This is a genomic window from Sphingobacterium daejeonense (assembly GCF_901472535.1).
Taxonomy (GTDB): Bacteria; Bacteroidota; Bacteroidia; order Sphingobacteriales; family Sphingobacteriaceae; genus Sphingobacterium; species Sphingobacterium daejeonense.
The window spans coordinates 3,971,243-3,986,097 of sequence record NZ_LR590470.1 but is presented as its reverse complement, the minus strand read 5'-3'; the positions used below and the strand labels follow the sequence as shown (position 1 = coordinate 3,986,097).

The following is a 14,855-nucleotide window of genomic DNA, read 5'->3' as shown; positions in this document are numbered from 1 at the left end:
TCATAAATGGAGCTTAAGAGAGTAGTTGTAACAGGATTAGGCGCACTTACACCGATCGGAAATACCGTTGCAGAATACTGGGACGGATTGGTCAACGGTGTAAGTGGAGCCGCTCCTATCACGCATTTTGATGCGTCAAAATTCAAGACACAATTTGCCTGCGAGGTAAAAGGTTTTGATCCACACGTGTATATGGACCGCAAAGAGGCTCGTAAAATGGACCCCTTTGTGCAATACGCCATTGCATCAACAGACGAAGCCATTAAAGACGCAGGACTAGATTTTGATAATTTAGACAGAACCCGAATCGGAGTAATTTGGGGTTCTGGAATCGGTGGTTTGACCACATTCACGGAGGAAGTTGCACAATTTTCTAAAGGTGATGGTACTCCTCGATTCAATCCGTTCTTTATTCCTAAGATGCTTATTGACTTGGCCCCTGGCCATATTTCAATGCGTCACGGATTACAAGGTCCAAACTTCTCATCAGTATCAGCTTGTGCATCTGCAACAAATGCAATGATAGATGCATTCACCTACATTCGTTCAGGTAGATCAGATGTTATCATTACCGGTGGTTCCGAAGCTACTATCAATGAAGCCGGAATCGGAGGATTCAATGCTATGCATGCCCTGTCTACAAGAAACGATGACCCGAAAACTGCATCGCGCCCTTTCGATAAAGATCGTGACGGCTTCGTGTCAGGTGAAGGATCTGGTGCAATTGTTTTGGAAAGCCTAGAACATGCTCTTGCGCGTGGTGCCAAAATCTATGCTGAGGTAGTAGGTGGGGGTATGAGTGCTGATGCATATCATATCACAGCTTCTCACCCTGAAGGATTAGGAGCAAAATTGGCTATGACAATGGCTATTAAAGACGCTGGAATGGATTTCTCAGACATTGATTACATCAATGTACATGGAACATCAACTCCAGTAGGAGATGTAAGTGAAACTAAAGCTATCGTTGACCTTTTTGGTGAACATGCATACAAACTAAATATCAGTTCTACTAAATCCATGACTGGTCACCTTCTAGGTGCTGCTGGTGCAGTAGAAGCAATTGCCTCCATATTGGCAGTTAAAAATGATATTGTTCCTCCAACGATCAATCATTTCACAGATGACCCTGAAATTGACAGTAAATTGAACTTTACGTTCAATACTGCGCAAAAAAGAGTTGTTAATGCAGCATTGAGTAACACCTTCGGTTTTGGTGGCCACAATGCAACTATAATTGTGAAAAAGTATAATGGTTAAGATGAATTCATTTTTTCCATGCTAAACATTTTGAATAGGTAGTTGGATATCACAACTACCTATTTGTTATTTAGAGTAATCATGCCTATCACACAGGTTTATAATCTTTATCTGTCACCAAATCGTACTTATGTTCGAAAACTAAAGAACTTACTTGGTTTCGTGCCGGGTAATGTGCGCCTTTATCAAATGGCTTTCAGACATAAATCGGTCGCTGTACTCATCAAAGATGGTGTAAAAAACAGCAACGAAAGACTCGAATTTCTGGGTGATGCGGTTTTGGGATCTGTAGTGGCTGAATTACTTTTCAAACTTTATCCATACAAGGATGAAGGCTTCTTGACAGAAATGCGATCAAAGATCGTTTCTCGAGCAAACCTAAATCAACTTTCCCGAAAATTAGGATTCAATGAAATGATCGAATTCGACGCTAGAATGATCAGTTATCCTAACAAACAAGGATCTCTTCTTGGTGATGCATTCGAAGCATTGGTAGGAGCAGTATATTTAGATAAAGGATATACTTTTACTAGGGAGTTTTTGTTGACCAGAATCATCAAGCCACATGTTGATATTCAAACCTTGGAAGTAACTGAAACTAATTTCAAAAGTAGATTGATTGAATGGTGTCAGCACAATAACAAAGAAATTAGCTTTGTGCAAGTTGAAAACCCAGAAGGTGAATCTAATAAAATGTTCTCCGTAGTAGCTGTCGTTGATGGTGAAGAATGTGGACTTGGCCGCGACTTCAATAAAAAAAGCGCCGAAAAAATCGCCGCAGAAAGAGCATGTGAATACCTCAAGATTTTCGAAGAATAATTAACCCTTAACTATCCCCTCAACTTTTCCTCTTCCACTCCCTCTTCAATTCCTTTCCACTTTTCCTTTCCAATTTCCTCTTCAATTCATTTCCACTTTTCCTTTTTACGTTTCCCTTCAATTCCTTTCCACTTTTCCTTTCTACGTTTATTCTTCAATTTCTTTCAACTTTTCTTTTCCTCTTCAATTTCTTTCCACTTTCTCACATAAAAGTTCTAATGTCTTTTGTCTTATGTCTATTGTCTAATCACAATTCCTTTCCACTATCTCACATATAAGTTCTAATGTCTTTTGTCTTATGTCTATTGTCTAATCACAATTTCCCCTTCAATTCCTTTCCACTATCTCACATCTCATATCTCACATCTCACATCTCTTTTCTATATTTGCGCCTATGGCATCAATTAAACCATCATTAGCTAAAGGTACACGGGATTTTTCTCCTGTGGAAATGGACAAACGTAACCATATCTACAATACATTAAAGACAATATTCAGGAAATTCGGATATGCTGAGATTCAGACTCCATCATTCGAAAACCTGAGTACTTTAACTGGAAAGTATGGTGATGAAGGCGATAAGTTAATATTTAAAATATTGAACTCAGGAGATTACTTGAGTAAAGCGCCTGAAGACTTACTGGGAAGCAAAAATTCAACTTCATTGATTTCTCATATTTCCGAGAAAGCTCTGAGGTATGATCTAACTGTTCCCTTTGCCCGCTATGTGGTGATGCATCAAAATGACATAGCTCTTCCATTCAAAAGATTTCAGATACAACCGGTATGGCGTGCTGATCGACCTCAAAGAGGAAGATACCGTGAATTTTATCAATGCGATGTAGATGTGGTCGGTTCTGCTTCCTTGTTAAATGAAGCTGAGTTTATCTTGATCTACAATGAAGCATTGGTCGAATTGGGATTAAAAGATTTCAACATCAAACTTAACAATCGCAAAGTACTTTCAGGAATAGCGGAAGTAGTAGGAAAACCGGATCTCATTGTGGATATGACCGTTGCAATCGATAAACTCGATAAAATCGGACTTGAAGGAGTAAATAAAGAATTGCTCGAAAGAGGATTTACGCAAGATGATTTAGAAGTTTTGAAGCCAATTATTGAATTGAGTGGATCAAATGAGGAGAAATTAAGTTCTATGCGGGAGGTGCTTTCGAATTCTGAAATAGGGATGAAAGGGATTGCTGAAATTGAGGAAGTATTCGACTATGTGAGAAAATTTGGCAGAGGAGATTTGTTGGAGAAAATCGTAGAGGTTGATATCACATTGGCTAGGGGATTGAATTATTATACCGGATGTATTTTTGAAGTAAAAACAAATGAAGTACAGATGGGAAGTATAGGTGGTGGTGGTCGCTATGATGATTTGACCGGAATGTTTGGTTTGAAAGACTTGACTGGTGTAGGGGTATCCTTTGGAGCCGACCGTATTTTTGATGTTTTGGAGGAATTAAATCTTTTCCCAACAGAAGGTTCAGCGCGAACTAAACTGTTGATCGTAAATTTTGATTCAAACCTTGAGTCATACACATTGCCAATGCTATATCAAATCAGGCAGGCAGGCATAGCTGTAGAATTGTATCCTAGTGCTGTAAAGTTGAAGAAGCAGATGAGTTATGCAGATTCGAAGGGAATACCATTTGTATTATTGGTAGGGGAAGAGGAAGTTGAATCAGGACAGTTGTCATTGAAAGATATGAAGACTGGAGAACAGCAAAAAGTTTCGATCGAGGAATTAATAGAAAAAATAAAATAAAATAAACGGCCCTTTGGGGTCGTTTTCTAGTTGTGATCAAAAGTAGATGTCTTAATGTAATAAGCTGATGTTTGACGGAGATTATGGTAATAATTTGACATAATCCGCATAAATCAGTGAAATGTAAGGTAAAATTTATCAAAAATCTCGTTAATATTAATTAAATTTGTGGTCAGTTTAGTAAAGAAATTCAATACTTAGAAATGAGTTCAACACCTATAACAAAGAAACCTACCTAGAGTGGTATGAATCCATGCTGCTCATGCGCAAATTTGAAGAGAAATCTGGACAGCTTTATGGACAGCAAAAAATCCGTGGATTTTGTCACTTGTACATCGGACAAGAAGCAGTAGTTGCTGGAACGATGTCTGTGATCAAACCTGAGGATTCATTAATAACTGCTTACCGTGACCACGCACATGCCTTGGCTAAAGGTGTGTCTGCTGATGCATGTATGGCAGAATTGTTTGGTAAAGTTACAGGATGTTCAAAAGGTAAAGGTGGATCAATGCACTTTTTCTCTAAGGAACATAAGTTCATGGGAGGACATGGTATTGTTGGTGGTCAAATTCCATTGGGTGCAGGTATTGCATTTGCTGAGAAATATTTGGGTACTGACAATGTTAACATCTGTTACATGGGTGATGGAGCCGTACGTCAAGGTGCTTTCAATGAAACTTTGAACATGGCGATGTTATGGAAATTGCCTGTAATCTTTGTTTGTGAAAACAATGGTTATGCAATGGGTACTTCTGTAAAACGTACGACTAACATGCAAGATATCTACAAAATGGGTCTTGGATTTGATATGCCAAGTGCTCCAGTAGATGGAATGGATGTCGTAGCTGTTCACAATGCTATGGATGAAGCCGTTCAACGTGCTCGTGCTGGTGAAGGACCAACATTCTTGGAAATCCGTACATACCGCTACAAAGGACACTCCATGTCAGATCCGGCAAAATATCGTACGAAAGAAGAATTGGAAGAATACAAAGAAAGAGATCCAATTATCGCTGTAAAACATGCTATTGTTGAGAATAAATATGCTGATCAAGCTTGGTTTGATGAGGTAGAAGCTAAGGTTAAGAAAATCGTTGATGAATCAGTGAAATTTGCTGAAGAATCTCCGTACCCAGATGCATCAGAAATCTACAAAGATATTTATGTGCAAGAGGACTACCCTTTTGTCATGGATTAATTAATGATAATTACTTTAACTAAAATAGAACATTCCTAAACGATGGCTGAAGTAGTAAAAATGCCTAAAATGAGCGACACCATGACTGAAGGTGTAATCGCAAAATGGCACAAAAAAGTTGGTGATAAAGTTAATTCAGGTGACCTTATTGCAGAGGTTGAAACTGATAAAGCAACAATGGACTTTGAATCTTATCAAGATGGTACATTGTTATATATTGGCCCCAAAGAGGGTGAAGCTGTTCCTGTAGATGCTGTAATCGCGGTGTTGGGTGAAGAAGGTGAAGATTACGAAGCCTTGTTAAAAGGTGATTCTGCAAGCACAGACAAAAAAGAAGATAATAAAGCAGAACAAAAATCAGAAAACAAAGAAGAAAAAACTGAAGAGAAATCTGAAGAAAAATCTTCTGACGACGCTGGAAGCAACGTTACTGCTGAAGACTTAGGAGTTACTGTGATTACTATGCCTCTGTTAAGTGATACGATGACAGAAGGTGTAATCGCTCAATGGAACTTCAAAGTAGGTGATACCATCAAATCTGATGATGCAATTGCTGACGTAGAAACTGATAAAGCAACTATGGAAGTAACTGCATATGCAGATGGAACATTGTTGTATGTTGGTGTAGAGGCTGGACAAGCTGCTAAAGTAAATGATATTATTGCTATAGTAGGTCCTGCTGGAACTGACGTTACTCCATTATTAAATCAAAAACCTTCTTCAGATTCTAAAAAAGAAACTAAAAAGAAGAAGAAAAACCAGTTGTTCAAGAAAGCATATCTGATGCTCCTGTTGCAGCATCAACTTCCTCGGATTCAAGAGTAAAAGCTTCTCCTTTGGCAAAGAAAATCGCTAAAGAAAAAGGAATTGACTTGACCCAAGTGAAAGGATCTGCAGAAAATGGACGTATCGTAAGAAAAGATGTTGAAAACTTCAAGCCAGAAGCAGCTCCTGCTGCAGCTGCTGCAGCTAAACCTGCCGCAGAAGGTGAAGCTAAGACAATCAGCTTACCTCAGTTTGTAGGAGAAGAGCGTTTTACAGAAAAACCAGTAAATCAAATGCGTAAAACTATTGCACGCAGATTATCTGAATCTTTATTTACAGCTCCACACTTCTATTTAACAATCAGCATTGATATGGATAATGCAATGGCAGCTCGTGCTCAAATTAATGAGGTTGCGCCAGTGAAAGTTTCATTCAATGATATCGTAATCAAAGCAGTAGCTGTTGCCTTGAAACAACATCCTAACGTAAACTCATCTTGGCAAGGAGATAAGATCCGTTACAACGAGCATTCAAACATTGGTGTTGCAATCGCAGTTGAAGATGGATTATTAGTTCCTGTTGTACGTTTTGCTGATGGAAAATCATTATCTCACATCTCTGCAGAGGTAAAAGACTTTGCGCAAAAAGCTAAGTCTAAGAAACTACAACCATCTGATTGGGAAGGTTCAACATTTACTGTATCTAACTTGGGTATGTTTGGAATTGATGAATTTACTTCAATTATCAACTCTCCAGATGGAGCTATCCTTTCTGTAGGTGCAATCCAACAAGTGCCAGTAGTTAAAAATGGCGCAGTTGTCCCAGGTAATGTGATGAAATTGACATTAGGTTGTGACCACCGTGTAGTGGATGGCGCATCGGGTGCACAATTCCTTCAAACATTAAAAGGATTGATCGAAGCTCCTATCCGTTTATTGGCATAAGAGCAATCACATAAAATTTTGAAAGCCGGGTAGATCTTGATTTACCCGGCTTTTTTATTTCTACAAAATATAATAGTCAATGAATAAATAAATAATTCCTCAAATATTTATTGTATTGCAATAAGTTGGATTATCAATCGTTTTGAATATGATTATGTTAAAAATTAGCGTATCATTGATATGGGAATTTGTAACTACACTTTTATCAAAAGAAAGCTAAAATTTATTGTAATTTGTCACAATATGTAGTAATTTGTCTGCATAGTCAATTATGATTAAAAGGATTAATGATTCAGTTTAGGAGCGTGTCTATAAAAAATTTATTATTAGTATTGGGGTTGGGGACATTTACGATGTTCTCATGTTCTTCGCCAGAAGCAAAACAAAGAGAAATTAAAGTAGATCAAGGGAAAAAAGATAGTATAGCCCTGATATATGATTCTTCGAAAGCAGATCAGCAGATTGATGCTTTTATGCAGAAACTCCATAAAAATTCAGCATTTAATGGGAATGTTTTGGTCGCCAAAAAAGGAAAGATCCTTTATCAGAATTCTTTCGGTTGGGCAGATTATCTGTTAAAGGACAGTTTGAATATTAACTCCCAATTTGAGTTGGCTTCTGCATCAAAAACCCATTACTGCTTTAGGAGTAATGAAACTTGTCCAAAATGGCAAATTAAAGTTGGACAATACCGTAAATGATTTTTACCCTAATTTTCCATATCCTGGAATTACCATTGCTCAATTGTTGTCACATAGATCTGGTTTGCCTAACTATGTCTATTTCGCTGAAGAAGCATGGCCAGATCGTAAAAAGCCAATGACAAATCAGGATGCCATGAATTTGTTGATCGAAAAACATCCTAATCGTTATGGTGCACCTGATGGAAGGTTTCATTATAATAATTCCAACTATATGGTACTAGCAGCCATCGTTGAAAAGGTAACAGGTCAAGATTTCGCAGTCTACATGAAGGAAAATATTTTTGATCCTGCAGGCATGAAGAATACAGCAGTATATTCAACCGCTGTATATGAGAAAACTCCGTCCAATGTCATGGGACATGATAAAGTTTGGAGAAGATCGGTGGTAAGAAATTACTTGGATGGTCCTGTAGGTGATAAAGGAATATATAGTACTGTACAAGATATGTACCTGTTGGATAGAGCTGTTCGGGAAGGAAGAATTGTGAACGAAGCAACTTTAGATTCTATGTATATGCCTAGAAGCGATGCTAAGAGAAGCTTGTTCAGTTATGGGTATGGTTGGAGAACTTTCAGCCCGCCTAATGAACCGATGGTTTATCATACTGGTTGGTGGCATGGATTTAAAAGCCTATATGTACGTGACCTTAAAAACGATGTTACGATTGTTTTGTTAACAAATATGGCAAATGGGAGCTTGAATCATCTGGATGATTTGTATAAAATATTAGAAATACCTATTTTGAGACAAAATGCATATAATGCAAATGGAGAATTTGTAAATTAATAAACCTAATAGCAACACATGAAAAAGACCTTGATTTTAGGTGCGAGTACTAATCCGGCGAGATATTCGTATTTGGTAGCCAATAAACTGGCAAGAAAAGGGCATCCAATCGTAAATGTTGGACGCAAGACTGGAAAAGTGGCTGGTGTTGAAATCGAGCCTGCTGAGGAAATTCATACCGATATCGATACCATGACACTGTATGTCGGTCCGCAAAATCAACCTCAATACTATGACTATATCTTAAAGACTAAGCCTAAGCGCATAATCTTTAACCCAGGAGCCGAAAATGCTGAATTGGCAGATAAGGCCAGGGAGAACGGAATAGAAGTAGTAGAAGCATGTACTTTGGTTATGCTGAATACCGGTCAGTTTTAAGTAAACACTGAAAATATTTTTAAGGGCAATGGAAACATTGCCCTTTTTTTATGAAAACGTTATAGTAAATATTTTATAGAAATGTCTGTATATATTTCTATTTTGTATTAAACCTAATTTTTATTTAAATCATAATCTATGAAGACCTTTGTTTTATCCCTTTCCTTTTGTCTTTACTTTTTGCAATTTGCTAGTTCACAAAAACAAAACCTCAAGCTTACATCTGAATTTATAAATGGACAATTGAAGGCTTCTGCTGAACAATATAGTAAGTTGGTGGAAGAAGTGCCTAATGGTAAGTTCCCAAAAACATTCGATAACGGGAAACAAGAATTCTCAAATTCCTCGTGGTGGTGTTCTGGTTTCTACCCAGGGACATTATTGTACCTTTCTGAAGGAACTGGAAATGCAGGACTTGAGAAAACAGCTTTGGATAAGTTGAAGGATCTCGAAAAAGAACAATATAATAAAGGAACCCATGACCTCGGATTTATGCTATTCTGTAGTTTTGGAAATGCTCTGAGATTAACAGGAGATAGCGCGACTTATCAACCTATATTGGAAACTGGTGCCGAATCACTTATTTCCAGATATAATCCTAACACAAAAACTATTCGTTCATGGAACCATAACACTTGGAAGTTTCCAGTTATCATTGACAACATGATGAATTTGGAGTTTTTAATGCAAGCAGCAAAAACTACCGGAAACAAAAAATATGAAGAGATTGCAAGGACCCATTCCAATACAACCTTGAAAAATCACTTCCGAAAAGACAATAGCTCATACCATGTGATTGATTATAATCCAGAAAATGGCGAAGTGCTGGCTAAACAGACTGCTCAAGGTGCATTTGATGAATCTGCTTGGGCTAGGGGACAGGCTTGGGGGCTATATGGCTATACAATGATGTATAGAGAAACTAAGGATAAAACTTACTTGCAACAGGCCGAAAATATTGCTAACTATATTCTTAACAATAAAAGTTTACCTGCAGACCTGATTCCATACTGGGATTTTGATAAGGATAAGATACCATCAGACAATAAAACTTATTCTAGAAAGGATCTAAGAGATGCCTCGGCTGCAGCAATTATTGCCTCAGCATTATTGGAATTATCGCAATATACCAAAGGGAAAAAAGCTGAATTATATTTATCAAAGGCTGAGAGCATTCTAAAAACACTTTCATCGAATGAGTATTTTGCTAATGTAGGAGAGAATGGGGGTTACTTATTGAAGCACAGTGTTGGTGCATTGCCTTTGGATTCTGAGGTAGATGTACCTTTGACGTATGCTGATTATTATTATGTTGAAGCCTTGATCCGCTACAAAAGAATATTAGATGGTGAGCCGATCATCAAGATATAAATTTTGGCCTTCGAATAAATCTACATGCCATGCAAATTTTTGCATGGCATGTTTTTTTGAAAAATAATTGACTAACTATTTGATAGTTATAAAATTGTTTGTACTTTTGCAATCCCTTAATGGGAGAATTGTGTCTTGAGCGAAGCCCTACTGCTTCGATGGACGTTTAATTAATTAATTTATAACATGTCAGGAATTATTGGTAAAAAAGTAGGAATGACCAGCCTGTTCAATGCTGAAGGGAAGAATATCCCTTGTACAGTAATCGAGGCTGGGCCGTGCGTGGTAACGCAGATACGTACGGAAGAGAAGGATGGTTATTCGGCAGTTCAACTTGGTTTCGATGATGCCAAGGAAAAGAACACGACAGATCCTTTGAAAGGACACTTTGCAAAAGCAGGGGTTAGTCCTAAGCGTAAACTAGTTGAATTCAAAACTTTTACAGATGAGAAACAACTAGGAGACATCGTTGATGTTACTTTATTTGAAGAAGGTGAGTACGTAGATGTAGTTGGTACTTCTAAAGGTAAAGGATTTCAAGGTGTAATGAAGCGTCACGGATTTGGTGGTGTAGGTGGTGCGACTCACGGTCAGCACAACAGACTACGTGCACCAGGTTCATTGGGAGCTTCATCATGGCCGTCAAGAGTATTCAAAGGAATGCGCATGGCTGGTCGTACAGGTGGTGAAAGAGTAAAAGTTCAAAACTTACAAGTATTGAAAGTTTACCCTGAGCAAAACCTAATCGTTGTTAGTGGTTCCGTACCTGGAGCTAAAGGTTCATATGTAATCGTAGACAAATAGTAGAGATGGAAGTTAAAGTATTAAATTTATCAGGAAAAGAAACAGGTGCCAAGGTGCAACTTCCTGAGTCGGTATTCGGTGTTACACCAAGCGACCACGCGATCTATTTGGATGTGAAACAGTACTTAGCAAACCAACGCCAAGGAACTCACAAATCAAAACAACGTAATGAAATCGCGGGTTCAACTCGTAAATTACACAAACAAAAAGGTACTGGTGGTGCTCGTGCGGGCTCTATCAAATCTCCATTGTTTAACGGTGGTGGTCGTGTATTCGGCCCTCAACCTCGTGACTATAGCTTCAAATTGAACAAAAAATTAAAGCAATTAGCACGTAAATCAGCATTATCTTACAAAGCTCAAGAAAACAACGTTTTAGTATTGGACGAAGTAAACTTCGATACAATCAAAACTAAAAACTATGTAGCTCTAGTTAATGCATTGAACATTGCTGACGAAAAAACTTTATTAGTATTGCCAGCATACAATAACAATGTTTATTTATCAAGCAGAAATTTGAAGAAAGCAAAAGTTATCGTAGCATCTGATTTAAATACATATGATGTATTGAACGCTACGAAATTATTGTTAACTGCAGATTCTGTTAAAACTTTGGAGGAAGCATTCGCTAAATAATATGGAAATTATTAAAAAACCTATTTTGACTGAGAAAGCTTCGATTTTAACGGAGAAATTAAACCGTTATGCTTTCAAAGTAGATCATAGAGCAAACAAGATTCAAATCAAAGCTGCTGTAGAGCAAATGTTTGGTGTGACTGTAGTAGCTGTGAACACAGCAGTAGTTGCAGGTAAAGCTAAAAGCCGCTACACTAAAGCAGGATTTGTTTCAGGAAGAAGCCCTAAATATAAAAAGGCCATCATTACAGTTAAGATGGTGAAACTATTGACTTTTACAGTACACTATAATAAGAAATGGCAGTTAAAAGATTCAAACCGGTTACCCCTGGTACTCGCTTCAGAGTAGGTGCTGATTATTCAGACGTTACAACTAACGTTCCTGAGAAATCATTAGTAGTTAGCATCAAGAAGTCAGGTGGTCGTAATAACTCCGGTAAAATGACTATGCGTTACATCGGTGGGGGACACAAAAAATCATACCGATTAATAGATTTCAAACGCGATAAAAAAGATATCCCTGCAAAAGTTGCAACTATCGAGTACGATCCTAATCGTACAGCACGTATTGCTTTATTGCATTACGCGGATGGTGAAAAACGTTACATCATTGCTCCTGCTGGTCTAACAGTAGGTCAAACAGTGATCGCAGGCGAATCAGTAGCCCCCAGAAGTAGGTAATACTATGCCATTGGCTAACATCCCTTTGGGTTCAATCATTCACAACATTGAATTGAATCCTGGTCAAGGTGGGTCAATCGCACGTTCAGCAGGTACTTATGCACAATTGTCTGCACGTGATGGCAAGTATTGCTATTATTAAATTGCCTTCAGGCGAGACTCGTATGATCTTATTGACTTGTGTGGCTACAATTGGTTCAGTTTCAAATGCTGAAAAAGCGAACCAAGTATTAGGTAAAGCAGGTCGTAAAACGTTGGTTAGGTCGTCGTCCTAGAGTACGTGGTGTTGCAATGAACCCGGTTGATCACCCTATGGGTGGTGGTGAAGGACGTTCATCAGGAGGTCACCCACGCTCACGCACAGGTGTATTAGCTAAAGGCTATAAAACACGCTACAAGAAGAAAACATCGAATCGTTACATCATTGAGAGAAGGAAAAAAATAATGGCTCGTTCAATTAAAAAAGGTCCTTATATCGATCACAACTTAGAAAGAAAAGTTCTTTCTATGAATGAAACAAACAAGAAGTCAGTAATCAAGACTTGGTCTCGTAGATCAATGATCTCACCTGATTTTGTTGGCCATACCTTCGCAGTGCACAACGGGAATAAATTTATCCCTGTTTATGTAACAGAAAATATGGTTGGTCACAAGCTTGGTGAATTTGCGCCTACGCGTACTTTCAGAGGCCACGCAGAAAAGAAAAAATAATAGGTAATGGAAGCAACAAAAAAACTCAAAAAGTCTGTTTTAGTTAAACAGCGCAAAGAGCAGGAAAAAGCTCAAGTAGGAGGAGCTTCTACTGCCAAGTTATTGAATTGCCCTACTTCACCGCGCAAAATGCGTCTAGTAGTGGATCTTATCCGCGGGCAGAAAGTAGAAAACGCTCTTTACATCCTTAAACATTCAGGTAAAGAAGCTTCAATTCGTGTTGAGAAATTGTTATTGTCAGCAATCAAGAATTGGGAAGCTAAAAACGAAGGCGCTTCAGTAGAAGACGGTGGACTGTTTGTGAAAGAAGTATCTGTAGGTGGCGGTCGCCAATTGAAAAGATTGCGCCCAGCTCCACAAGGTCGTGGTTACAGAATCCGTAAGCGTTCAAACCATGTAACTTTGGTAGTAGATAGCATTAATAACGTAAACAACTAATTATATTAAGAATGGGACAAAAAGCAAATCCAATAGGTAGCAGATTAGGAATCATCAAAGGATGGGATTCTAATTGGTTCGGAGGCAACAACTATTCTGATAAGTTAGTTGAAGACGAAAAAATAAGAAAATATCTTTCTGTACGTATCGCTAAAGGCGGTGTAGCTAAAGTTGTTATTGAGAGAACTCTTAAACGTATCACGGTTACAATCCACACTGCACGTCCAGGTATCGTAATTGGTAAAGGCGGTCAAGAAGTTGATAAAATCAAAGAAGAGTTAAAGAAATTGACTAAGAAAGATGTACAAATCAACATTTTTGAAATCAAACGCCCTGAATTAGACGCGAAAACTAGTAGCAGAAGGTATTGCTAAACAACTAGAAGCACGTATTTCATTCCGTCGTGCAATGAAAACTGCAATCGCATCTACAATGCGTATGGGTGCTGAAGGTATCAAAGTAATGTGTTCTGGCCGTTTAGGTGGTGCTGAAATGGCACGTACTGAACAGTACAAAGAAGGAAGAACTCCTCTACACACATTGCGCGCTGATATCGACTATGCATTAGCAGAAGCATTGACTACATACGGTAAAATTGGCGTAAAAGTTTGGATCTGTAAAGGTGAAGTTTACGGAAAAAGAGACTTATCTCCAAACATTGGTCAAGCATCAGGAGTAAAATCACGTGGTGGAAACGAAGGTGGTGACAACAACAACCGTCGTGACAACCGTGGTGGTCGCGGTGGAAACCGTGGCGGAAACCGTCGTGATAACAACCGTGGTGGTAAAAGAGATTAATTAACAACAAGATTAAGATTGTCTGTAAAGCAGACTTAAAAAAATACGAACATGTTACAGCCAAAAAGAACGAAGTTCAGAAAGATGCAGAAAGGCCGCATGAAAGGTAATGCCACTCGTGGAGCGGAATTAGCTTTCGGATCTTTCGGTATCAAATCAATGGAACCAGCATGGATCACAAGCCGTCAAATTGAGGCAGCTCGTATTGCGGTAACACGTTATATGAAGCGTGAAGGTCAAGTTTGGATCCGCATTTTCCCTGATAAACCAGTTACCAAAAAACCTGCAGAGGTACGTATGGGTAAAGGTAAGGGTGCGCCAGAATATTGGGTAGCTGTAGTGCGCCCAGGCCGTATGTTATTTGAAGCAGAAGGAGTTCCTTTGGAAATCGCGAAAGAAGCATTGCGCTTAGCTGCTCAAAAATTACCGGTACAAACGAAATTTGTGATTCGTAGAGACTACGTTGAAGCATAATAATCGTCGGTAATGTCAAGAGTTTAGCCTTACTGCCGTTACCAGTAAGGCGGTTTTTAACTCAAGATAACCCGGCACAACAAATTGAAAAATGAAAAATTCAGAAATCGTAGAATTATCAACTGAGGATTTAACAGCTCGTCTCGCTGAAGAGAAAGCTGCCTTGAACAAATTGAAATTTGCACATGCTGTTTTCTGCTATTGAAAACCCTAACGTGATCAAAGCAGCTCGCAAAAATATCGCTCGTATCTCTACGGAGATCTCTAAGCGTAATAATGCAGCAAAATCTGAAACAGCCGCTGAGGCATAAAAT

At 38.4% G+C, this 14,855-nt stretch carries 15 protein-coding genes and 4 pseudogenes; all 19 read left to right on the top strand.

The window, feature by feature from the left end; genetic code table 11:
* Nucleotides 1-6: 6 nt before the first annotated feature.
* The 19 genes and pseudogenes from fabF (at nucleotide 7) to FGL31_RS30050 (ending at nucleotide 14,852) form a co-directional block, all read left to right on the top strand.
* On the top strand, nucleotides 7-1,260 hold the full coding sequence (gene fabF / locus FGL31_RS19120; RefSeq protein ID WP_099370322.1) for a beta-ketoacyl-ACP synthase II: 1,254 nt from the start codon (nucleotides 7-9) through the stop codon (nucleotides 1,258-1,260).
* Nucleotides 1,261-1,341: 81 nt separating this feature from the next.
* Nucleotides 1,342-2,079 carry a ribonuclease III gene (gene rnc, locus FGL31_RS19115; protein ID WP_099370323.1) on the top strand — a complete coding sequence of 246 codons (738 nt, stop codon included), beginning with the start codon at nucleotides 1,342-1,344 and terminating at the stop codon, nucleotides 2,077-2,079.
* A 394-nt stretch (nucleotides 2,080-2,473) separates the two neighbouring features.
* Nucleotides 2,474-3,853: a histidine--tRNA ligase gene (gene hisS, locus FGL31_RS19110; RefSeq protein ID WP_138093773.1), complete on the top strand. Its 1,380-nt coding sequence runs from the start codon at nucleotides 2,474-2,476 to the stop codon at nucleotides 3,851-3,853.
* Between the two features lie 262 nt (nucleotides 3,854-4,115).
* A complete protein-coding gene (gene pdhA, locus FGL31_RS19105) occupies nucleotides 4,116-5,051 on the top strand; it encodes a pyruvate dehydrogenase (acetyl-transferring) E1 component subunit alpha (protein WP_232046980.1) in 936 nt (311 codons plus the stop codon).
* Nucleotides 5,052-5,093: 42 nt separating this feature from the next.
* Nucleotides 5,094-6,760 (top strand): annotated as a pseudogene (locus tag FGL31_RS30075) (dihydrolipoyl dehydrogenase family protein).
* Between the two features lie 287 nt (nucleotides 6,761-7,047).
* Nucleotides 7,048-7,461, top strand: coding sequence for a hypothetical protein (locus tag FGL31_RS29300; protein ID WP_317131083.1), 414 nt, complete (start codon nucleotides 7,048-7,050; stop codon nucleotides 7,459-7,461).
* Complete coding sequence (locus FGL31_RS19095; RefSeq protein ID WP_317131082.1) at nucleotides 7,412-8,251, top strand: serine hydrolase domain-containing protein; 840 nt, start codon at nucleotides 7,412-7,414, stop codon at nucleotides 8,249-8,251. The genes FGL31_RS29300 and FGL31_RS19095 overlap by 50 nt, the downstream gene beginning before the upstream one ends.
* A gap of 18 nt (nucleotides 8,252-8,269) precedes the next feature.
* Nucleotides 8,270-8,629, top strand: a complete 360-nt coding sequence (locus FGL31_RS19090) for a CoA-binding protein (RefSeq protein WP_099370328.1) — start codon at nucleotides 8,270-8,272, stop codon at nucleotides 8,627-8,629.
* A gap of 138 nt (nucleotides 8,630-8,767) precedes the next feature.
* Nucleotides 8,768-10,000 (top strand): glycoside hydrolase family 88 protein, encoded by a 1,233-nt coding sequence (locus FGL31_RS19085; protein ID WP_138093769.1) that lies wholly within the window; start codon nucleotides 8,768-8,770, stop codon nucleotides 9,998-10,000.
* A gap of 186 nt (nucleotides 10,001-10,186) precedes the next feature.
* Entirely contained in the window at nucleotides 10,187-10,804 is a 618-nt protein-coding gene (rplC, locus tag FGL31_RS19080) for a 50S ribosomal protein L3 (RefSeq protein WP_099370330.1), read from the top strand.
* Between the two features lie 5 nt (nucleotides 10,805-10,809).
* The gene (gene rplD, locus FGL31_RS19075) at nucleotides 10,810-11,439 is read left to right on the top strand and encodes a 50S ribosomal protein L4 (protein WP_099370331.1); all 630 of its coding nucleotides are present in this window, start codon (nucleotides 10,810-10,812) and stop codon (nucleotides 11,437-11,439) included.
* Between the two features lies 1 nt (nucleotide 11,440).
* Nucleotides 11,441-11,730: pseudogene (gene rplW, locus FGL31_RS19070) on the top strand (50S ribosomal protein L23).
* Nucleotides 11,731-11,736: 6 nt separating this feature from the next.
* A pseudogene (gene rplB, locus FGL31_RS30440) lies at nucleotides 11,737-12,561 on the top strand (50S ribosomal protein L2); the annotation flags it as partial.
* Between the two features lie 3 nt (nucleotides 12,562-12,564).
* Complete coding sequence (gene rpsS / locus FGL31_RS19060; RefSeq protein ID WP_002997495.1) at nucleotides 12,565-12,831, top strand: 30S ribosomal protein S19; 267 nt, start codon at nucleotides 12,565-12,567, stop codon at nucleotides 12,829-12,831.
* A 6-nt stretch (nucleotides 12,832-12,837) separates the two neighbouring features.
* On the top strand, nucleotides 12,838-13,269 hold the full coding sequence (gene rplV / locus FGL31_RS19055; protein ID WP_099370333.1) for a 50S ribosomal protein L22: 432 nt from the start codon (nucleotides 12,838-12,840) through the stop codon (nucleotides 13,267-13,269).
* Between the two features lie 11 nt (nucleotides 13,270-13,280).
* Nucleotides 13,281-14,067, top strand: a pseudogene (rpsC, locus tag FGL31_RS19050) (30S ribosomal protein S3).
* Nucleotides 14,068-14,118: 51 nt separating this feature from the next.
* Nucleotides 14,119-14,541, top strand: a complete 423-nt coding sequence (gene rplP, locus FGL31_RS19045) for a 50S ribosomal protein L16 (RefSeq protein WP_094257903.1) — start codon at nucleotides 14,119-14,121, stop codon at nucleotides 14,539-14,541.
* A 91-nt stretch (nucleotides 14,542-14,632) separates the two neighbouring features.
* Nucleotides 14,633-14,746 (top strand): large ribosomal subunit protein uL29, encoded by a 114-nt coding sequence (locus FGL31_RS30055; protein WP_394366162.1) that lies wholly within the window; start codon nucleotides 14,633-14,635, stop codon nucleotides 14,744-14,746.
* A complete protein-coding gene (locus FGL31_RS30050; RefSeq protein WP_394366161.1) occupies nucleotides 14,727-14,852 on the top strand; it encodes a 50S ribosomal protein L29 in 126 nt (41 codons plus the stop codon). The genes FGL31_RS30055 and FGL31_RS30050 overlap by 20 nt, the downstream gene beginning before the upstream one ends.
* The last annotated feature ends 3 nt before the right edge of the window (nucleotides 14,853-14,855 follow it).

Bases quoted from the DNA above. Each gene is read 5' to 3' on its own strand.
- fabF (WP_099370322.1), top strand. From the start codon at position 7: ATGGAGCTTAAGAGAGTAGTTGTAACAGGATTAGGCGCACTTACACCG.
- rnc (WP_099370323.1), top strand. From the start codon at position 1,342: ATGCCTATCACACAGGTTTATAATCTTTATCTGTCACCAAATCGTACT.
- hisS (WP_138093773.1), top strand. From the start codon at position 2,474: ATGGCATCAATTAAACCATCATTAGCTAAAGGTACACGGGATTTTTCT.
- pdhA (WP_232046980.1), top strand. From the start codon at position 4,116: ATGCGCAAATTTGAAGAGAAATCTGGACAGCTTTATGGACAGCAAAAA.
- FGL31_RS29300 (WP_317131083.1), top strand. From the start codon at position 7,048: ATGATTCAGTTTAGGAGCGTGTCTATAAAAAATTTATTATTAGTATTG.
- FGL31_RS19095 (WP_317131082.1), top strand. From the start codon at position 7,412: ATGAAACTTGTCCAAAATGGCAAATTAAAGTTGGACAATACCGTAAAT.
- FGL31_RS19090 (WP_099370328.1), top strand. From the start codon at position 8,270: ATGAAAAAGACCTTGATTTTAGGTGCGAGTACTAATCCGGCGAGATAT.
- FGL31_RS19085 (WP_138093769.1), top strand. From the start codon at position 8,768: ATGAAGACCTTTGTTTTATCCCTTTCCTTTTGTCTTTACTTTTTGCAA.
- rplC (WP_099370330.1), top strand. From the start codon at position 10,187: ATGTCAGGAATTATTGGTAAAAAAGTAGGAATGACCAGCCTGTTCAAT.
- rplD (WP_099370331.1), top strand. From the start codon at position 10,810: ATGGAAGTTAAAGTATTAAATTTATCAGGAAAAGAAACAGGTGCCAAG.
- rpsS (WP_002997495.1), top strand. From the start codon at position 12,565: ATGGCTCGTTCAATTAAAAAAGGTCCTTATATCGATCACAACTTAGAA.
- rplV (WP_099370333.1), top strand. From the start codon at position 12,838: ATGGAAGCAACAAAAAAACTCAAAAAGTCTGTTTTAGTTAAACAGCGC.
- rplP (WP_094257903.1), top strand. From the start codon at position 14,119: ATGTTACAGCCAAAAAGAACGAAGTTCAGAAAGATGCAGAAAGGCCGC.
- FGL31_RS30055 (WP_394366162.1), top strand. From the start codon at position 14,633: ATGAAAAATTCAGAAATCGTAGAATTATCAACTGAGGATTTAACAGCT.
- FGL31_RS30050 (WP_394366161.1), top strand. From the start codon at position 14,727: ATGCTGTTTTCTGCTATTGAAAACCCTAACGTGATCAAAGCAGCTCGC.